This is a genomic window from Saccharopolyspora sp. NPDC045839, assembly GCF_056431645.1.
Genome location: NZ_JBWKKH010000010.1, coordinates 80,220 through 95,468, shown reverse-complemented (window position 1 = coordinate 95,468; position 15,249 = coordinate 80,220). Strand labels below are relative to the sequence as shown.

The 15,249-nt window shown below is 70.9% G+C and carries 13 protein-coding genes and 1 riboswitch; of the genes, 9 read left to right on the top strand and 4 right to left on the bottom strand.

All coding sequences use genetic code 11. The features are described from left to right. Nucleotides 1-33 precede the first annotated feature (33 nt). From AC07EQ_RS16635 to AC07EQ_RS16620, 4 genes are read left to right on the top strand one after another with little or no spacing between them, the layout of a single operon-like run. Nucleotides 34-3,240, top strand: coding sequence for a sensor histidine kinase (locus tag AC07EQ_RS16635; RefSeq protein ID WP_478388811.1), 3,207 nt, complete (start codon nt 34-36; stop codon nt 3,238-3,240). Beyond that, nucleotides 3,237-3,668 carry a roadblock/LC7 domain-containing protein gene (locus tag AC07EQ_RS16630; protein WP_093268627.1) on the top strand — a complete coding sequence of 144 codons (432 nt, stop codon included), beginning with the start codon at nt 3,237-3,239 and terminating at the stop codon, nt 3,666-3,668. Before AC07EQ_RS16635 ends, AC07EQ_RS16630 begins: the two co-directional genes overlap by 4 nt. Nucleotides 3,669-3,700: 32 nt before the next feature. Continuing rightward, nucleotides 3,701-4,444, top strand: coding sequence for a DUF742 domain-containing protein (locus AC07EQ_RS16625; RefSeq protein ID WP_478388810.1), 744 nt, complete (start codon nt 3,701-3,703; stop codon nt 4,442-4,444). Then, the gene (locus tag AC07EQ_RS16620; RefSeq protein ID WP_478388809.1) at nt 4,425-5,021 is read left to right on the top strand and encodes a GTP-binding protein; all 597 of its coding nucleotides are present in this window, start codon (nt 4,425-4,427) and stop codon (nt 5,019-5,021) included. The genes AC07EQ_RS16625 and AC07EQ_RS16620 overlap by 20 nt, the downstream gene beginning before the upstream one ends. Nucleotides 5,022-5,286: 265 nt before the next feature. Here the strand turns inward: AC07EQ_RS16620 and AC07EQ_RS16615 are convergent, their stop codons facing one another. Both AC07EQ_RS16615 and AC07EQ_RS16610 read right to left on the bottom strand, forming a co-directional pair. After that, nucleotides 5,287-5,718, bottom strand: coding sequence for a PPOX class F420-dependent oxidoreductase (locus AC07EQ_RS16615; protein WP_478388808.1), 432 nt, complete (start codon nt 5,716-5,718; stop codon nt 5,287-5,289). 144 nt (nt 5,719-5,862) lie between these two features. Next, the gene (locus tag AC07EQ_RS16610) at nt 5,863-8,115 is read right to left on the bottom strand and encodes a helicase-associated domain-containing protein (protein WP_478388807.1); all 2,253 of its coding nucleotides are present in this window, start codon (nt 8,113-8,115) and stop codon (nt 5,863-5,865) included. A gap of 276 nt (nt 8,116-8,391) precedes the next feature. Between AC07EQ_RS16610 and AC07EQ_RS16605 the strand changes: the two genes are divergently transcribed. From AC07EQ_RS16605 to AC07EQ_RS16590, 4 genes are all read left to right on the top strand, one after another. Beyond that, on the top strand, nt 8,392-8,595 hold the full coding sequence (locus tag AC07EQ_RS16605; RefSeq protein WP_478388806.1) for a hypothetical protein: 204 nt from the start codon (nt 8,392-8,394) through the stop codon (nt 8,593-8,595). A gap of 290 nt (nt 8,596-8,885) precedes the next feature. Beyond that, nucleotides 8,886-10,343 carry an NAD-dependent malic enzyme gene (locus AC07EQ_RS16600; RefSeq protein ID WP_478388805.1) on the top strand — a complete coding sequence of 486 codons (1,458 nt, stop codon included), beginning with the start codon at nt 8,886-8,888 and terminating at the stop codon, nt 10,341-10,343. Between the two features lie 93 nt (nt 10,344-10,436). Continuing rightward, complete coding sequence (gene moaC, locus AC07EQ_RS16595) at nt 10,437-10,910, top strand: cyclic pyranopterin monophosphate synthase MoaC (protein ID WP_478388804.1); 474 nt, start codon at nt 10,437-10,439, stop codon at nt 10,908-10,910. 175 nt (nt 10,911-11,085) lie between these two features. Continuing rightward, nucleotides 11,086-12,000 carry a molybdenum cofactor biosynthesis protein MoaE gene (locus AC07EQ_RS16590; RefSeq protein ID WP_478388803.1) on the top strand — a complete coding sequence of 305 codons (915 nt, stop codon included), beginning with the start codon at nt 11,086-11,088 and terminating at the stop codon, nt 11,998-12,000. A 173-nt stretch (nt 12,001-12,173) separates the two neighbouring features. Here the strand turns inward: AC07EQ_RS16590 and AC07EQ_RS16585 are convergent, their stop codons facing one another. After that, nucleotides 12,174-12,776 carry a TetR/AcrR family transcriptional regulator gene (locus AC07EQ_RS16585; protein ID WP_358580527.1) on the bottom strand — a complete coding sequence of 201 codons (603 nt, stop codon included), beginning with the start codon at nt 12,774-12,776 and terminating at the stop codon, nt 12,174-12,176. A gap of 113 nt (nt 12,777-12,889) precedes the next feature. Here AC07EQ_RS16585 and AC07EQ_RS16580 point away from each other — a divergent pair, with 113 nt between their 5' ends. Continuing rightward, the gene (locus tag AC07EQ_RS16580; RefSeq protein WP_478388802.1) at nt 12,890-13,726 is read left to right on the top strand and encodes an SDR family NAD(P)-dependent oxidoreductase; all 837 of its coding nucleotides are present in this window, start codon (nt 12,890-12,892) and stop codon (nt 13,724-13,726) included. 199 nt (nt 13,727-13,925) lie between these two features. On the opposite strand, the gene AC07EQ_RS16575 is transcribed toward AC07EQ_RS16580, so the two are convergent. Continuing rightward, the gene (locus AC07EQ_RS16575; RefSeq protein ID WP_478388801.1) at nt 13,926-14,549 is read right to left on the bottom strand and encodes a transglycosylase family protein; all 624 of its coding nucleotides are present in this window, start codon (nt 14,547-14,549) and stop codon (nt 13,926-13,928) included. Between the two features lies 1 nt (nt 14,550). Further along, a riboswitch (cyclic di-AMP (ydaO/yuaA leader) is annotated at nt 14,551-14,710 on the bottom strand. Nucleotides 14,711-15,249: the final 539 nt, after the last annotated feature.

Below are 15,249 nucleotides of genomic sequence, written 5' to 3'. Positions count from 1 at the left end.
TCGCACATGTCCGCCGCAGCGCAGGAAACAGGGATGCTCAACAACGACCCCGCTACCGGAGCCGACGCAGCCACCGAACCGGCTGGCCGGTCCAAGAAGTGGTGGCTGCGCAACTGGCGCCTCCGGTACAAGATGGCCGCCGTCCTGCTCGTCCCGACCCTGGCCGCGCTCGGCGTCGGCGGCATCCGGGTGTACGACGGCCTCGCCACCCAGTCCCGGTTGACCACCATCGTCGAGCAGGTCGAACTCGGCCAGCAGGCCTCGAACCTGACCCACGAACTGCAGCGCGAACGCGACTTCGCGATCGTGTTCACCACCGCCAACGGTGGCAACGCGGGCGCCGACTACGCCGCGCAGGGCCAGCGCGTCGACGCCGCGGTCCAGCAGCTCCGGGCCTACGACACCCGGGTGGCGGACTTCTCCCCGGAGGTCCGCAACGCCTATCAGAGCGCCACCCACCGGCTCGACAGCCTCGGCGCCCTGCGCGCCACCATCAACGACCGGTTCACCGGCCCGCAGACGTTGGTCGCCTACAACTCGGTGCTCGACAACGTGCTGCAGATCAACCGGATGGTCGCGACCTCCGCGGTCAACACCCAGGTCAGCCAGACCGCCCGGGCCGCCGAAGCGCTCGGCCGGGCCAAGGAACAGCTGGCCCAGCAGCGCTCGATCCTGCTCAGCGCCGGGATGCTCAACCGCTTCCTCACCGGGCAGACCGACGCGGTCCGCGCCGCGAACGCCCGCTTCGAGGCCGCCTACGCGGAGTTCGAGAACGCCGCCACGCCCGAGCAGCGCGCCCTCTACGCGGCGCGGGTCGCCGGCGCCGAGGTGGACGACTCGGAACAGGTCGAGCAGAGCGCGCTGATCGCGTCCGACCGCGGGCAGCAGTCGCTGGGCATCGACCCGCTGGAGTGGGGCACCCAGTCGGGCAAGCGCACCGACCTGGTCCGCTCGGTGGAGGACTCGGTCCTCACCGACTTCCACGACGACGCCACCGAACTCGCCGATTCCGCCTGGTGGTCGCTGGTCCGCGACTCGGCGCTGCTGTTGCTGCTGCTGGTGGTCGCCTTCGGCGTCGCGGCCTACATCGCGCGCTCGATGCTGCGGCCGCTGCGCACCCTCCGCTACGGAGCCCTGGAGATCGCGCAGAAGAGCCTGCCCGAAGCGATCGACAAGGTGAACGAGAACCCGAGCGCCGCGACCCAGATCACGGTGCCGCCGGTGCCGGTGCACTCCAGCGAGGAGATCGGGCAGGTGGCCCGCACCTTCGACGCGGTGCACCAGCAGGCGCTGCGGCTGGCCGCCGAGCAGGCGCTGCTGCGCACCAACGTCAACGACCTGTTCGTCAACCTGGCGCGCCGCAGCCAGACGCTGGTGCAGCGGCAGCTGGCCCTGATCGACCGGCTGGAGCAGGACGAGCAGGACCCGGACCAGCTGAGCAGCCTGTTCGAGCTGGACCACCTGGCGACCCGCATGCGCCGGAACAACGAGAACCTGCTGATCCTCGGCGGCACCGACCTGACCCGCCGGATGATGCGCCCGGTGCCGCTCAACGAGGTGCTCGGCGCCGCGGTGTCCGAGGTCGAGCAGTACGCGCGGGTCGCCGTGGTCGACGCACCCGACCTGGCCATCCAGGGCCGCGTGGTCAACGACTTCGTGCACCTGGTCGCCGAGCTGCTGGAGAACGCCACGGTGTTCTCCAACCCGGACACCGAGGTCACCGTCCGGACCGCCTACCGCAGGCAGGAACTCGTCATCGAGATCCGCGACCGCGGCGTGGGCATCGACGCCAGCGAGATCGACGAGATCAACGACCGGCTCACCCGGCCGCCGGAGATCGACGTCGCGGTGTCCCGCCGGATGGGTCTGTTCGTGGTCGGGCAGCTGGCCCGGCGCCACGACATCCGGGTCGAGCTGCACAACAACGACAACCTGGAAGGCGGCGTCACCGCGACGGTGCACCTGGCCGGCGAGTTCGTCGTCCAGCTGACGCCGGACGGCCCGAAGCCGATGCCCGACGTGCCGCGCGCGGCGCTCGCCGAGGAGCGGCGCCAGGAGTTCAGCGAGACCGGCACGCACCTCGGGCTGGCCGCGGCCTTCGGCGGCCGCCTCGCCGGTTCCGACCGCGGGATCGACCCGCCCACCGAGCGCGCGCCGCTGCCGTCGCTGGCCGGCATCGAGCAGGCCACCGCGTTCACGTCGATGCCGCAGCCGGAAGAAGACGAACCGGACGTCGACGACACCGAGCTGTCGACCCAGTACTCGGTGACGGTGTCCAGCGGCGATTCGTTCGGCGCCACCGACGTTCCGGAGTGGGAGAACGCGTCGAAGGCGCCCGCGGACGACGACGTCCGCGCCGAGGAGTGGCCGAGCGAGGAGAGCGCCGGGGGCCAGTTCGCGGATTCCCAGGACGGGCGGTGCGGGCCACCTGCCGAGTCCACCGGACCGGCGGACCTGTTCCACAGCCCGTTCGAGGCGGAGAAGACGGCCAACTTCGTGCCGGCCGTGTTCCCGCCCGATCCCGCGCACAACGACAGCGGACTGAACGGATCAGGCTTGGGCGGTGGCCTCTTCGGCTCCGCGGACTCCGACGGCGCGGCGGATCACGGAACCCGGCAGGAGCCGGCCTCGGCGTCCTGGGCCCGAGGGGGCGGCCCGGTCGAAGGCACCGACGGCCCGGCGCCGGCGTTCGCCGACGACGAGCCGAGAGGGGCCGCCTGGGACATGGACGATGCGCCGACGCAGCGACTGCCGATCTACGAAGCCGTGCTCTCGCAGTGGTTCCGCGAGTCCGATGTGGACGATTCCGCGGCCGCGCCGGCGACCCCGGCCGCCCCGGTAGCGGCCGAAGCGCCGGTCGAGCCGGCGCAGCCCAGACCGCCGGAAGAACCCGTCGTCGACGAGGTGCCGCGCACCACGACCCCGGATCCCGGCTGGGGTTCGGCCGACGACGGCTGGCGGGCCGCCGAGGCGCTGCTGCAGACCCAGCAGGTCCAGGAGACCACCTCCGCCGGGCTGCCCAAGCGCGTGCCCAAGACGAACCTGGTGCCCGGCTCCGCCGCACCGCGCACCCCGCAGGCCCCCCGCCGCAAGCCCGCCACCCCGCGTTCGGCTGACGCCGTGCGCGGCCGGATGGCGAACTTCCAGCAGGGCGTCACACGCGGTAGGCATTCCAAGGCCGAACCGGTTTCCACCGAAACACCCCGCTCGAATCCGAGCCGTCCCGAGGAGCAGGAGTGAACGGGTCCGTGCAGCAACCGACGAGCAGCAACAGCTTCAGCTGGCTGATCACCGACTTCGTGCGTCGCGTCCCCGGCGTGGCGCACTCGGTGGTCGTCTCCGCGGATGGACTGCTGCTCGCTGGGTCCCAGGGTTTGCCGCGGGACCGAGCCGAGCAGCTGTCCGCTGTCGCCTCCGGGCTGGTCAGCCTCACGCAGGGCGCAGCGCGCTGCTTCGAAGCCGGTGAGGTCACCCAGACCGTGGTCGAGATGGAGCAGGGCTACCTGTTCCTGATGTCCATCAGCGACGGTTCCTGCCTCGCGGTGCTGGCCGCGCCGAACGCCGACATCGGCCTGGTCGCCTACGAGATGACCTTGCTGGTGGAGCGGGTCGGCCGGCAGCTCACGCCGGAACTGCGGGCGCAGCTGCAGGGCATGGTCCGCCGGTGAGTCCGGTTGCGGAACGCTGAGGGGAGCCCGCCATGAACACCGGTTCCGAGCCCAGCTGGGACGGTGACCTGTTCCGCCTCTACAACAAGCGGCTGAGCGCCGAGTCCTGGCAGGACGACCTCGTCGAGGACGGCGCCGCCGGCCAGGGCGGTGAGTCGATCGGCGGGTACGACCGGGCGCTGTTCGGCGGCCCGGGCGCGGACCTGTTCGGCTCCAGCTACAACTCGGTTCCCGAGGTCGCCGGTCCCCCCAGGCCGGTCGACAGCGGGCCGCCCTCGGTGTCGATGCCGTCGATCTCGCAGTCGATGTCGCCGATTTCCCAGTCGATGCCGTCGATTTCCCAGCCGATGTCGGCGATTTCGCAGTCCATGCCGTCGATCTCGGGGTCGATGCCGGCGATCCCGGCCATCGATCCGCAGGAGTCCGACGGCTTCGACGGCGGGTCGTTGGTGCGGCCGTACGCCCGCACGCGGGGGCGCACCCGCACCGATTATGATCTTGCTATCGAGACGCTGGTGACCACCAGCGAACGCGGTCGCACGCAGGCGACCCAGACCAGGGCCGAGCACCGCTCGATCTCCGAGCTGTGCATGGAGGCTCGCTCGGTGGCCGAGGTGGCCGCTCACCTGCGCCTGCCGTTGGGCGTGGTTCGGGTGCTGATCGGCGACATGGCCGACACCGGCCTGGTTCTGATTCATGACAGTGGCATGGTCGTTGGTGATCGGCCGTCCATGGAGTTCTTGGAAAGGGTGCTCAGTGGGCTTCGCAGGCTCTGATCCCCGATCGAATGCGGCCGGCCAGAAGACCTCGACGAAGATCGTGGTCGCCGGTGGTTTCGGGGTCGGGAAGACGACTTTCGTCGGCTCGGTGTCCGAGATCGTGCCGTTGACCACCGAGGCGGTCATGACCGAGGCGAGCGTCGGGGTCGACGACCTCAGCGCGACGCCGGGCAAGGTCACGACCACGGTGGCGATGGACTTCGGCCGGGTCTCGCTGGATTCGGACCTGATCCTGTACCTGTTCGGCACGCCCGGGCAGCACCGGTTCTGGTTCATGTGGGACGACCTGGTGCGCGGCGCGATCGGCGCGGTGGTGCTGGTGGACACGCGGCGGCTGGCCGACGCGTTCGCCTCGATCGACTTCTTCGACGACCGCGGCCTGCCCTACATCATCGCGGTGAACACCTTCGACGGCGTGCTGCACCACCGACAGGAGGACATCCGGGAGGCGCTGACGATCGACGCCTCGGTCCCGATGATCACCTGCGACGCCCGGAACCGCGAATCCACCAAGCACGCCCTGATCACCCTGGTGGAGCACGCCATGCGCCAGCGCATGGCAACCGCACACTGATCTCGCAGCACTCGTGACCGTTCTGGACCGAGGTGGATGTTGTTCGGGATCCCGTCAGGTGGGGTCGTCGTAGGGCGGCCGGTGCCTTCGGGCGGTGGAGTCAACGGCCTGTTCGCCTCGCCTATCGAGACAAACGGGCCGTTCACCTCACTTCCAGCGGTGTCCACCGGCATCGGGCGGATGAGGTGAACGGCCCGTTCACCTCTCCTATCGAGGCGAACAGGCCGTTCACTTCACGTCAGCCTGCTGAGCTTTCGGCGCTCCGTCAGCGGATGTCGGCGCCGTACACGCGCTCGACCGCGATCGTGATGAGCACCCGGCGATCGGACACCATCACCGACCGGTACTCGTCCCAGTCCGGGTGCTCCCCGGCGGCCTTGCGGTAGTAGTCCACCAGCGCCTCGACCTCGGGGCCGTGCGGATCGGTTCCCGGCCGGGTGAGCGTCGCGGTGCCCTCGGCGGTGGCCCACGTCATGCCGTCGGGGCCGGTGACCTCCAGCGCGGCGCGCGGGTCCCGGCGCAGGTTCGCCGTCTTGGCCAGCCCCTCCCGCGTCGAGATGTGGATGGCCCCGGATTCCTCGTCGTAGAAGGGCATGACGGGGGAGAGCTGCGGGCGGCCGTCCGACTTGATCGTCGCGAGGACGCCGAGCCGGCTCTCCGCGAGCAGCGCGCGCGGGTCGAACGGTGTGCTGGGCATGGTCGAACCTCCGAAGGCTTGCGGAACCGCTCGATCATCGCCGCGCAACCGTCCCCGCGCAGGGACTCGGCTTCGAACGGATTGGTCGTCTCGGCACGATCATCGACCTTCACATCGATGTGAAGGTCAAGGGGAAGACCGCGATCAGTCCTCGACGAGCGCGACGGACATGATCCGGTGCAGCGGGAAGTTGCCCACCTCGTCGCTGCTGGTGTCGACGCCCTGCAGGATCCCGCCGCCGACGCTCACCGGCCGCACCACGCGCTGGCTCCGCACTCCGTGCGTGTCGACGAACCCCAGCCACACGCTCCGCTGCTGACGCGCCGCGTCGCGCAGCAGCTGCAGCGTCGCCTCGGCGCTCGGCCGCCCGCGTTCGGGGCTCACGGCGCTGCCGCGCCGCGCCGTCCCGGCCCGGTCGCCGGCTCGCAGCTGCGCCACGAGCTCGCCGAGCTGCTCCCCGCTCGGCGCGGCGATCGCCACCGGCGGAGCCGGGCGGCTCTTGCCGCGCACGCGCCGCCCGCTCTCCCGGAGGTCGAGCACGTTGCCGTCCGGGCCTTCGGCGACCGGCGAGAACCCGGCCGCGCGCAGCACGGTGACCACGTCGGCCAGCGGCAGTGGGCTGACCAGCACGGTGGGCGCGATGCGGCGGAGTTCGAGTTCTTCGGCTCCGGGCTTGGCCAGGATTTCGGCCAGCAGCAGCGGATCGTCGCAGCGCAGGAAGGCCGCGGCGGTGCCCGCGCGGAGCCGGCCGTGGCGGCGCGCGACGTCGTCGATCAGGTAGGTCAGCGCCTGCGGGATCGGCGTGCGCGAGCGGGTCCGGAACAGCGCGTGCAGGTCGTCGGCGGTGTAGCCGGCGTCGAGCGCGCGCCGGATGCTGCCGTCGCCGACGCGGTAAACCGTTGCGCTGCCCGCGGATTCGACGTCCGCGACGAGCTTCATCTCGATGGCGAGGTCGGGTTCGAGGCGGCCCGGCGCGACGATGGTGAGGTCGGCCTGGACCAGCACGTGGTCGAGCGGTGCGGGCAGCGCATCGGCGAGCCGGCGGGCCGCCTCGGCGGCGCCGTCGGCGAGCAGGACGCGTCCGGCGGTGGTCAGCGCGTGCAGCGCTACGACGCCGAGGGCGGTCGCTTCGGTGAGCGTCCAGCGGACCAGGTCGTCGCGCAGCCGGCCGCCGCGGCGCGGCGCGCGCCAGCCGAGCACGGCGGCGACGTCGTCCGGCCGGGCGCCGTACCCGCCGGGCAGTTCGTCGAGGTAGTCGAGGATGCGGCGGCGGTCCTTCGGCGCGAGCGGCCGGCGCAGGTCTTCCGACAGCGGGTTGAGCAGCCGGTCCTTCTCGTCGCGGGCGCCGACCAGGCCCGGCAGGCGCGGCAGGTCCAGCCAGGCCTGGGCCAGCGCGGCCCAGCGCTGCTCGGGCGGCGAGGCCAGCCAGGTGTCGGACTGGATGGTCGGCACCCACTGCGGTTCCGCGCCCTCGCTGTTGGCGATGAGGTTGGCCGCGACCGCGACCTCCACGAGCAGGCCGAGGAGGTTCTCGTCGATCTCGATGGCCTTGGCGGTGCGGCGCAGGTCGCGCACCCCGACCCCGCCGGAGCGCAGCACGTCGGGCGGCTCCTCGCCCCAGGCGTTCAGCAGCCCTTCGACGTGCCGCAGCAGTTCCAGCGCCGCGCCGCCGCTCGTGTTGTCCACAGTGGATTGATCGGTGCCCACCAGGTCCGGGATCGGCTCGTCGGGTTCGACCTCGCCCATCGGCCGGTCGCCGCGCACGGCCAGCGCGAGCTGGCGCGGCAGCTCGACGGTCTCCGCGTCGCGCCGCAGCAGCAGGCCCTTGGCGAGCAGCCGTTGCACCGGGTTGGTCGCCTGCTCCAGCGGGACTTGCTTGGCCGCGTCCTTGGTGCGCCCGATCGGCGCCCCGCCGGCGAGCTTCTCGACCAGCCGGCGCTCTTCTTCTTCGAGCCCGGCCAGCGCGGCCCCAGCCGCGGCCTCGGTGAGGTCTTCGGCCGGGCGCCCGAGCCCGGCGGGGAAGGTCGGCAGGGCCTCCCGCGCGGCCGAGGGCACGGCGAGCTCGGCGTCCTCGCCCCAAGTCAATGCGAGGTCGCGCAGCTGCGCGACCGACCGGCGGGCGCGCTCGACCGTGACGTCCGGGCCGAGCATCGCGGCGACGGCGTCCAGCGACACCGGCGCGTCGTCGGCGTCGAGCAGCACCAGCGCTTCGAGGGTGGCGAGGGCGAAGGAGTCGAGGTCCTCGCAGGCCCGCGCGACCGACGAGCGCACGCCGAGCCGCGTCGCCAGCACCGAGGTGTCGGCCGGCGGCGGGGTCGCGAGGTCCGGCCGAGCGCGAAGCAGCGCGACCAGCTGTTCGTCGCTGCGCTCCCGCAGCCAATCCGCCAGTGATGACATCGGCTCCACGATACCCAGCCGGGCAGCGCCGGCGGGCCGTCTCGAATGCCGGGCGGCCGCCCCGGTGAGACATGCATCGCACCGGGCATGCGACCGGCGCCGCGATGCAGTGGGGCGCACGTGCCCAGGCCCTCGCAAGCGGCGAAGCCGCTCAGCCCACCTCCGCCATCCGCACCGCCGCGGAGATCGCCCACGTCACCGTCGAACGTTGCGCTGCGCACCCTTGGGTGAGGTTCGGGGCCCGATCCGGCAAACTGGAAGTGCACCGTAGCCGGAATGCCCAGGAGGAACGACGTGGCCGGCAAGACCAAACAGGACCGCATTGACCCGTCTTGGCCGAAGGTCGCCGACGGCGAACACCCGGTGAGCGAGTTCCTGGCCGACATCCAGGGCGCGCTGTCGCCGTACGGCGACACCACCTTCCCGCTCCGCGAGGACGCCGTTCCCTACGTCCACCCGGTCACGCGCATCAACAAGTGACCCTGCCGGCATCCGCCCCAGTGCGGATCGGCGATCGCCCGTAGACCCGCTCCGTCGCGGCCGTGCCGCTTCGGGGCGGGTTTTGTCAAGGGGAACCGGCCGGTAACGGGACCGGACGTCGCTCACACTCGGGAAAGTTTTAGGCTTTTTCGTGCTGGGTGAAGTTCCGGTCGCTTAGCAGGCCCGAAGGGCTTGCACCCCGGATGAGCGATCTGCTGCGACGGCCCCAGGGCCGCCCGGGGGACGGCACCCGCCAAGTCCATAGCCGATCAGCTCGACAGGGGTGTGCCATGCCGGTTCCAGGTCCGGGTTATTCGATCACCGTTCGCGTCGAGGCCCCGCCGTCGACGACCGCGGCGGGCGACCTGACCAGCGCGATCGGTCGCGCCGGCGGCGTCATCACGGCGTTCGACGTCGTGGAGTCGCACGCCGACCGCATCGTCGTCGACATCACCTGCAACGCGCTGTCGGCCGACCACGCCAACGACCTCGCCGAGGTCCTCGGGACGCTGCCCGGCGTCCGGGTCCGCAAGATCTCCGACCGGACCTTCCTGGTGCACCTCGGCGGCAAGATCGAGGTCAACTCGCGGGTCGCGCTCAACAACCGCGACGACCTCTCCCGCGCGTACACGCCCGGCGTCGCCCGGGTCTGCACCGCGATCGCGGACAACCCGGAGGACGCGCGCCGCCTGACCATCAAGCGCAACGCCGTCGCGGTGGTCACCGACGGTTCCGCCGTGCTCGGCCTGGGCAACATCGGCCCGGAGGCCGCGCTGCCGGTGATGGAGGGCAAGGCCGCGCTGTTCAAGAAGTTCGCCGGCGTCAACGCCTGGCCGGTCTGCCTGGACACCCAGGACACCGAGGAGATCATCCGCGCCGTCGAGCTGATCGCCCCGGTCTACGGCGGCATCAACCTCGAGGACATCGCCGCGCCGCGCTGCTTCGAGATCGAGGCCCGGCTGCGGGAGAAGCTGAACATCCCGGTCTTCCACGACGACCAGCACGGCACCGCGATCGTGGTGCTGGGCGCGCTGCGCAACGCGCTGCGCGTGGTGAACAAGGACATCGCCGACTGCCGCATCGTGGTGTGCGGCGTCGGCGCCGCCGGTTCGGCGATCATCCGCCTGCTGCAGCACAAGAAGCCGGCCGACATCATCGCCGTCGACATCGACGGCATCGTCCACACCGGGCGCGGCGACACCGACCCGAACCTGCAGTCCATCGCCGCGGGCACCAACAAGGACGGCCGCACCGGCACGCTCTCCGACGCGGTGCGCGGGGCGGACGTGTTCATCGGCGTGTCCGCGCCGAACCTGCTCACCGCGGACGACGTGGCGACCATGAACACCGACGCGATCGTGTTCGCGCTGGCCAACCCGGACCCGGAGATCGACCCGCTGGAGGCGCAGAAGCACGCCACGATCGTGGCGACCGGCCGCAGCGACTACCCGAACCAGATCAACAACGTGCTGGCGTTCCCCGGCGTGTTCCGCGGCCTGCTGGACGCGCACGCGCACAAGATCACCGACGAGATGATGATCGCGGCGTCGAACGCGATCGCCGACGTCGTGGACGGGGAGCGGATCAACGCCTCGTTCATCGTGCCGAGCGTGTTCGACTCGGCGGTGGCCCCGGCGGTCGCGGAAGCGGTGAAGAAGGCGGCGATCGCGTCGAAGGACGGCGACCCGGAGCCGAACGGCGGCGGAACCTCCCTGCCGTGGTCCATGGCCGACGACGTCGACTACTGATCCACCGAGGTGCGGGGCGTCCTCTGCCGGGGGCGCCCCGCACTCGTGTTCCCAGGGGTCGGGCCGCGCTCTCGGCGGGACTAGGCTCGGGGCATGGCGCAGGACGAGCTCACGCATGTCGACGAGGCGGGCGCCGCTCGCATGGTCGACGTCTCCGGCAAGCAGCCCACCGCCCGCATCGCGGTCGCCAGCGGCGTGGTGCGCACGACGGCCGAGGTGATCGCCCTGTTGCGCCGCGACGGGCTGCCGAAGGGCGACGCGATCGCCACCGCCCGGATCGCCGGGATCATGGCCGCGAAGCGGACCCCGGACCTCATCCCGCTGTGCCACCCGATCGCGATCTCGGGCGCCAAGGTCGAGCTGGAGCTCGGCGAGTCGGAGGTGCGGATCACCGCCACGGTGAAGACGACCGACCGCACCGGCGTCGAGATGGAGGCGCTGACCGCGGTGGCGGGCACCGGCCTCACCCTGCACGACATGATCAAGGCGGTGGACCCGGCCGCGGTCCTCGACGAGGTCCGGGTGGAACGCAAAGAGGGCGGCAAAACCGGCACCTGGACCCGCTGACCCCCGTGGTTCCGCAATTTCCATTGAAATCGAACCTTCGATTTCAATGGAAATTGCGGACCAGCGGTCGGTGCGGTGCCACGGAGCGGGCGCGCTTGAGGCCATGCCGGTCGGTCGCGGAAGATGGCCCCGCGGCGGCCGAGCGGACTCCGGCGCCAACACACAGGAGGTCTCCATGACGAGGACAGCGCGAGTGATCGCCGCGTCCAACCGCGCCTCGGCCGGCGTCTACCCCGACCGCACCGGCCCGGTGATCGTCGAGTGGCTGCGCGGGCGCGGCTATGAGACACCCGACCCCGTCGTGGTGCCGGACGGCGACCCGGTGGGCGAGGAGCTGCGCCGGGCGGTCGCCGACGGCGCGGACGTCGTGATCACCACCGGCGGCACCGGGATCAGCCCGACCGACCGCACGCCCGAGGTCACGGCGGCGGTCCTGGACTACCCGATTCCGGGACTGGCGGAGGCGATCCGCTCGGCGGGCCTGCCGGAGGTCCCGACGGCGGTGCTCTCCCGCGGGCTGGCCGGCGTCAGCGGCCGGACGCTGATCGTGAACCTGCCCGGCTCGCGCGGCGGCGTCAAGGACGGCCTCGGCGTGCTGGACGGGGTCCTGGACCACGCCGTCGACCAGCTGCACGGCGGCGACCACGCGGCGCCGAACCGGGCGGTGGCGGACGTCCTGCGGGCCGACGTGACGGAGCAGGTGATCGACGTCGACGACCTGGCCAGGTCGGTGGAACACCGAGCGGCCGGCGCCGTGGTGACCTTCGGGGGAGTGGTCCGCGACCACGACGGCGGACGCGGCGTCCAAGAGCTGGAGTACGTCGGGCATCCCAGCGCGTCCGACGTGATCGCCGAGGTGGCGCAGGACATCGCGGCGCGCTTCGAGGGCGTGCGCGCCATCGCGGTGTCGCACCGGATCGGCCTGCTCAAGATCGGCGACGTGGCGCTCGGGTGCGCGGTGGCGGCGGAGCACCGCAAGCAAGCGTTCAGCGCCTGCTCGGAACTGGTCGACGAGGTGAAGAGGCGGCTGCCGATCTGGAAGCGCCAGGTCTTCGAGGACAACACCGAAGAATGGGTCAACTGCCCTTGATCCAGGGCGCCCGGCGTGCTTGACGCCGTGGCGATTTCGCGCGAAATCACCACCCCGCCCCCACGCGGAGCGGCGATTTCGCGCGAAATCGCCGCCCTGCCACCCAGGCGGTCACGTCTCGCGGTGCCTGCGCCGCATGTTGAAACGACCCTTGAAGTTGGGCACTCCGCCCGTCACTCGGGGCGGAAGGCGCGGAGCGCCGCATCGACCAGGGCGTCGGCGAAGGCGTCGTCGAGCGGGCCGGAGCGCAGCAGCCAGCGCTGGGCCAGCGGGGCGTACAGCACCTCCAGGAACAGGTCCAGGTCCGCATCGGCCGCGAGCTGGCCCGCGCGCTGCGCGCTGCGCAGGCGCTCCTTCTTCGCTTCCTCCACCGGCGCCGCCATCTTCTCGCGGTAGATCGCGGCCAGCTCGGCATCGTTGATGATCTCGGTGTTGAGCGCCCGGATCGGCGCTTCGAACTCGGGGTCGGCGAACTCGGCCGCCGTCGCGCGCAGCACGGTCTTGAGGTCCGCCTCGATGTCGCCGGTGTCCGGCAGCGCGATGCCCTCGCCGTCCGCGCCTTCGCTGAGCGCCAGCAGGGAATCGAAGACGACCGCGCCCTTCGACGACCACCAGCGGTAGATCGTCTGCTTGCCGACTCCGGCGCGGGCGGCGATGGCTTCGATGGACAACTTGGCGTAGCCGACCTCGGCGATGAGTTCGCGGGCGGCGGTCAGGATCGCCACCCGGGACCGCTCGCTGCGGCGGGTCACGTCCGGCGTCTTCCGGGATGCCATGCCCACACCATACGCGCGACGAGACGGTCCGTCTTGACATCCTGCGGAGGTGTGGTGCATGCTCGACAACAACGAGACGGACCGTATCGTCTCAAAATCTTCGAGGAGTGCCCGTGCAACACGCATCCACCGGACTCGGACCCCGCGCCTGGTTCATCACCGGCGCCTCCCGCGGTCTCGGGCGGGCGTTCACCGAAGCCGCGCTGGCAGCGGGCGACAGGGTGGTCGGCGTCGCCCGCGACATCACGCCGCTGGAGGAGCTCGTCGACCGCTTCGACGGCCGCCTGGTCGCGTTCCCGCTCGACGTCTCGGACCGCGAGGCCGTCTTCGCGGGTGTCGAGCGGGCGATCGCGGCCTTCGGCCGCCTGGACATCGTGGTGAACAACGCCGGTGGCGTCCTGCTCGGCATGATCGAGGAGCTCACCGAGGAGCAGGCCAGGGCACACCTGGACACCAACTTCTTCGGTGCGCTGTGGGTGAGCCAGGCCGTCGTCCCGCACCTCCGAGAACGACGCTCGGGCCGCATCCTGCAGGTGTCCTCGATGGGCTCGGCCGGCGGCTTCGCGGCGACGGGCATGTACGGCGCGGGCAAGGCGGCGCTGGACTCGATGAGCGAGGCGCTGCAGATGGAGGTCGAGCGGTTCGGGATCAAGGTGACGATCCTGCAGCCGGGCGGCTATGAGACCGACCTGTTCACCCGCGGCCTGACGCAGACGGTGGAGCACGAGGCCTACGCGCCGCTGCGCGAATGGCTGGCCGGCCTGTGGACGGAGTCGGAGGACTTCGACCCGGCGAAGGCGGCGGAGGTGGTGCTCGACGTGGTGAACATGGCGGAGCCGCCGAAGCGCCTGATCCTGGGATCGGCGGCCTACGACATGGTCGACGGGATGACCAAGGCCATGACGGCGGAGCTGGCCAAGTGGGAACACCTCAGCCGCCAGGCCGAGTAGCCAGGAGGCACCCCGGCGGGAGTGGACCCCTGAGGTTCCGCTACCCGCACCGATTCGCAGGACGAGCCGGGAAAACAAGAAAAAGACGGAACCCCCGCCGCTGGGGGGTGCGGTGGGGGTTCCGAGAGGTGCGGAGTACGTGCCGTGTCGGGGGGTACGACACGTACTCCTCGCCGGCCGGCTCAGCCGGCCGACCAGATCACTTGATGTCGAGCTGCTGGCCCGGGAAGATCAGGTTCGGGTCGTTGATGATGCTCGAGTTGCGCTGCGCGATGTCCTGGTAGGCCACGCCGAACTTCTCGCCGATCTTGCTCAGCGTGTCACCGAGCTGGACCGTGTAGTCCGCGCCGTTGGTCTTCACCGTCGGCTTCGGCGTTTGGGTCTTGACCTTGGTCTCGGTGGTCTTCTTCGGCGTGGTGGTCTTGGTCGTGACCTTGGCGGTGACCTTGGTGCCGCCGCTGGTCCAGTTCAGCTTGGAGGTGCAGCCCGGCCACGCGTTGGCGCCCTGCGAGGCGAGGACCTTCTCGGCGACGGCGATCTGCTGCTCGCGGGTCGCCTGGTGCGCGCTGCCGGCGTACTGGGTGCCGCCGTAGGCCGCCCAGGTGGACGCGCTGAACTGGAGTCCGCCGTAGTAGCCGTTGCCGCTGTTGATGCTCCAGTTGCCGCTGCTCTCGCACTGGGCGAGCTTGTCCCAGTTCGGGGCCGCGTTGGCGGGGGCGGCGATCGCGATCGGGGTGGCGACCACCGCGCCGGCGACGGCGACGCGGGCCAGGGTGCGGCCGGTATTGGAAGGCTTGCGGTGCTTGCCTTGGTAGCGAGCCATGTTCCTCTCTCCTGCCGCGCCTGCGAGGTCAGCTGTCGGGTTCGGGCTGAGAGGCAGCCCGGCCGGCTCGGGGGAGCCGGCTTCACCCCTAGGGCTTCGGGGAGCCCGGGTGTTGGGTCCCCCGCCCCTGTCCGGTTTCTTCGTTTCGGGGTCTGGAAGCCCGCCGGACAGGGTTCGGCGCTGCGAGCTTCCGCTCCTTGCTGATCGGTTCGGGGCCGACCGAGGAGCGACACTACGTAACCACCGGGGAGATCGGAAACCTGAGTTCCTGTGACGCTGGTCACGTAACAACTGAGGGCAATGCTTCGATCCGGGGTATTTGTGCTGATCAGAGCGTCGTTATCAAGTCGTTTCCAGGCCGATATCGATCACCGTAAGTGAGTCGTGGGTCACCTCGTTGCTCCCTCCGGGCCGCCTCCGTCGCAGCGGTTCGCCGCTCCGGCGGCCCGTCCGGGCTCTCGCCCAGGCGTGCCATGACTCCACGGTGGTGGTTGCGAAGAGGATTCGCGTCAATGCGCACGGTAGTGATCTGTGTCGCTAGATCAGGGACTGTTAAGGCTGCCGAAGGACACGGCGCGTAAGTCAAGATCGACATGCTCGTAAGCGAGACCGAAATGTCACCTGGCCGAGCGTGTACGACACGCCGACGCATGTTGTATTCGCGTGCGCGCGCACGCCCGCGCGCGCAGTAATGCAGTGT

Coding starts and splice junctions, on each gene's coding strand:
- AC07EQ_RS16635 (WP_478388811.1), top strand. CDS start 34: ATGCTCAACAACGACCCCGCTACCGGAGCCGACGCAGCCACCGAACCG.
- AC07EQ_RS16590 (WP_478388803.1), top strand. CDS start 11,086: ATGACGAGGACAGCGCGAGTGATCGCCGCGTCCAACCGCGCCTCGGCC.
- AC07EQ_RS16585 (WP_358580527.1), bottom strand. CDS start 12,776: ATGGCATCCCGGAAGACGCCGGACGTGACCCGCCGCAGCGAGCGGTCC.
- AC07EQ_RS16600 (WP_478388805.1), top strand. CDS start 8,886: ATGCCGGTTCCAGGTCCGGGTTATTCGATCACCGTTCGCGTCGAGGCC.
- moaC (WP_478388804.1), top strand. CDS start 10,437: ATGGCGCAGGACGAGCTCACGCATGTCGACGAGGCGGGCGCCGCTCGC.
- AC07EQ_RS16575 (WP_478388801.1), bottom strand. CDS start 14,549: ATGGCTCGCTACCAAGGCAAGCACCGCAAGCCTTCCAATACCGGCCGC.
- AC07EQ_RS16625 (WP_478388810.1), top strand. CDS start 3,701: ATGAACACCGGTTCCGAGCCCAGCTGGGACGGTGACCTGTTCCGCCTC.
- AC07EQ_RS16615 (WP_478388808.1), bottom strand. CDS start 5,718: ATGCCCAGCACACCGTTCGACCCGCGCGCGCTGCTCGCGGAGAGCCGG.
- AC07EQ_RS16610 (WP_478388807.1), bottom strand. CDS start 8,115: ATGTCATCACTGGCGGATTGGCTGCGGGAGCGCAGCGACGAACAGCTG.
- AC07EQ_RS16605 (WP_478388806.1), top strand. CDS start 8,392: ATGCCCAGGAGGAACGACGTGGCCGGCAAGACCAAACAGGACCGCATT.